The organism is Mesorhizobium sp. M4B.F.Ca.ET.017.02.2.1 (genome assembly GCF_003998955.1).
In the GTDB taxonomy this organism is placed as follows: domain Bacteria; phylum Pseudomonadota; class Alphaproteobacteria; order Rhizobiales; family Rhizobiaceae; genus Mesorhizobium; species Mesorhizobium abyssinicae.
In genome coordinates this window covers 1-3645 of sequence record NZ_RZOF01000476.1, presented here as the reverse complement: position 1 = coordinate 3645, position 3645 = coordinate 1, and the positions used below count along the sequence as shown (strand labels likewise).

Here is a 3645-nt window from a genome sequence, read left to right as displayed (position 1 = left end):
GCGATCTCCGGGCCGACGCCGGATGGATCGCCGACGCTCACTGCCAGCGGGGCATCGGTCTTGCGCATGTCTAGGCCGTCTTGCGGGGCGATCTGCCCGGGTATGGACAGGAGGTGGCTCTGTCGTCTCGTTCACTCACGCCCAAAACCCTGCCAATCTAGCGCTCGACGATTTTGGCCTTCTTCCGCAGCTCGTCGACATATTTCTTCGAGAGCTCGTCGGCGTCCTTGTCGTTGCCGCCCTCGCTCTGGAACACCATCTGCGCCGCCTTGTCGTCGGACACTTCGCGCGACGAGCAGATGCCGATGAATTCGATGCCGCGCTCGGTCTCGCGGGTGGCGGTGGCGCCGCCGACCTTGGTCGCCTTGATTTGGTCGGCCCAGTCAGCCGGCAGCTGAGGCGCCAGGACCCGGCCGAGATCGCGCACGGTGACGTCGAGCAGCCCCTTGGCGAACTGGCGCGTGCTGTCGCAGCCGTTGAAGCGCGCGCGCATGGCATCGGCCTCGCGCTTGCGCTTGGCCAGTGTCGCGCTGCGCTCGGAGGCCGGCACCACGAAGATCACCTGCTGCAGCATGTATTCCATGGCGGTCGGCTTGGCGCCGCCCTTGTCCAGCATGCGCCGCACCGCGTCCTGCTCTGTCACCGCGCCGCCCTCGCCGGAACGATAGCGGGCACCCAACGCCTGGTTCCAGGCCATCTGGGCGCGGATGAAGTCCTTGAAGTGCTCCTTGGTGACGCCGGACTGCGCCATGATGCCGTCGAGCTGCTTGAGCTGCATCTTGTTGTTGGTGGCAAAGCGCTGATACGCCGCATCGACCTGGGCATCGGTGATGCGGATGCCGAGCCGCCGGGCCTCGGCCATGCGCAGCGTCTGGTCGATCATTTCCTGCCCAGCATCGCCCTTCTTGCGCTGCAGTTTCAGGAATGCGGCCCGGTGCGCGATGTCGCCGGTGGTGATCGGTACGTTGTTGACGACATATTTGATCGTGCTGGCGAAGGCAGGCGGCGTCATCGCCGTGATCGAAACCGAGGTCGCCGCCACCAGCAGCGCGAAGCCTGCTGAAAACAGGTATTTCCTCATCTCACGTATCCCAATTCTGTCCCGCTTCTACAGCGCCGAGCGTCCCCTCGGACCCGCGGCAGACGCTATGGCAATTGATCTGGCGCATGATCCTTCGGCAAATGTCTTCCGGTTTCGGGGTCATGCGCAATGTGACCGAAACCCCTGCCAGCCCTATGCGGCGAAACCATGTCGTCAGCCAGCCGTCACTGGATGGTGTCGATGGCGCTGGTCGACGACCCGAAATCGCCAAGCGTGCGGAACGACAGGTTGAAGCCGACATTCTGCGACACTTCCTTGGTCACAAGGTCGCGCGATTCCGAGAACGTCATCAAATAGGTGAAGCAGGAATCATTATAGGCAAAGCCGACGCCGTCCTTGACCAGAACGCTCTGCTTGATGTCGTAGGTGCCGGTGCCGAAGACGCGCCAGTTCTCGGCAAGGTGGGTCGAAGCGCCGAGCGTGACCTCGTGGCGATCGGTTTCGAAGCCGTAGAGTGGCTGCGCCTGGATGAAGGCATATTTGGCAGTGAGCGAAACCGGCAGGCCGGAATAGGCGGCCTTCACCTCGGCGCGCCTGACGTCGAAGGTCTGCTCGTCGAAGCGGCCGCTGAGCGAGCCGGAGAAGCCGCTCGGGCTGTTGAAGCCGATCAGCCCGACATAGTCCGAAGTCGGTTTGTCGAGGCCCGAATAGGCGCCGACATTGACCAGGTCGGGCGCGGTGTACGAATTCTGGCCGGCCAGCTGGTAGGATTGGCCGAAGATGGCGTTGGTGCTCCAGCCACCCTCATAGGCGCCGGAATAGCGGAAGCCGACATTGGCGCGCGTGCCGCCTTCCATGCGGTCGTAGCCGGAGAACTTGTCGCGCTCGAACAGCGTCGTGGCATCGAAGACGAAGCTCTGCGCATCCTCGTTGGGAACAGCGAGGCCGCCGACATACTGCTCGTTCGGACGCACGAATACCTGCGCCATCGGCTCGACGATATGGCTGGAACTCGCCATCGAGAACAGCACCGGCCACCGCATTTCGAGGCCTAGCGTCGCCATGTAGCGGGCCAGCGAGGTGCGCATGTCGTCCTGTTCGCCCAGATTGGTCGCCATCTGGTTGATCGCGTTCAGCGAGGCGGTATTGGCGTTGACATAGCCGGCGTCGCCACGCAGCGCCAGCAGCGGCGTCAGTTGCAGGCCGCCATCGGTGGTGAAGGTACGCTTCCACTCAGCCTCGGTTGTCAGCCGGCTGGACTGGCCTTCGATGCCGCGCACATTGTTGATCGAGGTGTCATCGAGAGGATCCGCCAGCGCCACGTCGAGCCGGTCGCGGCTGATAACGCGCGCATTGACGTTGAGCGACAATTGCCCGCCGGCCACGGCCATATCGGGGATGTAGGCGTAGTCGAGCGACGGCAGCACCCAGGGCTGTTCACCGGCGCGCGCCGTCGCGTCGCTGGAGAGCGTGTTTTCCTGGACCTCGAACCGCATGGCGCGGACATCGAAATAGTTGCGGTCGTTGAGGCCGGTCAGGTAGATCGACGACTGGTGGACGGTGTCGCTGTAGCCGTCGATGGCATAGGTGCGCGAGAAGTTCTTGTCGGTCTGCAGCAGCACGTCCCAGCCGAAGTTCCAGCGGTCGTTGATGGCGAACTGGCCCTTGGTGCCCATCATGCCGCGGAACTTGCTCGGATCGCCCGCCGCGCCCGAATCGACATTGCGCACGCCGTTGTCGATGAAGGCGTCGGGATCCTGCTGATGGATGCCGGCGATCTTCAGGCTGTATTCGCCATTGTTGAAGCGCTGGCGCCATTCGGCTTCGCCGAGGAAGCCTTGCTTGGTGTAGCCGGTGCCGGTGACGGTGAGGTCATAGGTCGGCGACAGGGCGAAGTAATAGGGGATCTTGACGCCGACGCCGAGGTCGCTCTTGTAGACGATACCGGGGATCAGGAAGCCGCTCTTGCGCTTCACCGTCGGGTCGGCGATCTCGAAAGCCGGCAGATAAGCGAGCGGGAAGCCGAAGAACTCGAAATTTGCATTCTCGAAGCGGACCGTCTTCTTCTCGCCGTTCCAGATGATCTTGCGCGCCTTGACGCGCCATGTCGGCGCGCTGTCCGGCTTGTCCTCGCAGGGTTCGCAGGCCGTGTAGACGCCGTTGTGGAAGGTGGTCAGAACGCCGCCCATGCGCTCGGCGCTCTCGGAGGCGAAATAGGCCTTGTTGACGGTCTCGACACGCAGCGCGTTGACGAAGCCGTCGGCGAAGTCGTCGGTGATGTCGATATGGTCCGAATTGATCTTGGTGCCGTCGCTGTTGATCAGCTCGACCGCACCGCTCGCGACAAGGCGCTTGGTGTTGCGGTTGTACTCGACGCGCTGGGCGACCAGCTTGTTGCCGCCGTAGTCGATCTGCACGCCGCCGACGGCGGTCACCGTGTTGTTGTCGTTGTTGTAGACGAGCGTATCTGCGGCAAGCAGCATCTGCGTGCCGGACGGAACGGGATTCGCCGTAATGTCCTGCGCCAGCGCCGGTACCGTCGGCACCGCGCAGGCGAACAGACATGCCAAGGCGGTCGCCCCATAGAGGCGTGCCAAACCGGC

The 3645-nt window shown here is 63.4% G+C and carries 2 protein-coding genes; both read right to left on the bottom strand.

Features of this window, described 5'->3' with window-relative positions; genetic code table 11:
• Positions 1 to 157: 157 nt before the first annotated feature.
• Entirely contained in the window at positions 158 to 1081 is a 924-nt protein-coding gene (locus EN738_RS32260; RefSeq protein ID WP_127287107.1) for a peptidylprolyl isomerase, read from the bottom strand.
• A 185-nt stretch (positions 1082 to 1266) separates the two neighbouring features.
• Positions 1267 to 3645 (bottom strand): LPS-assembly protein LptD (locus EN738_RS32255; RefSeq protein ID WP_245494838.1); only part of this gene is annotated, 2379 nt, incomplete at its 5' end.

Bases quoted from the DNA above. Each gene is read 5' to 3' on its own strand.
- EN738_RS32260 (WP_127287107.1), bottom strand. From the start codon at position 1,081: ATGAGGAAATACCTGTTTTCAGCAGGCTTCGCGCTGCTGGTGGCGGCG.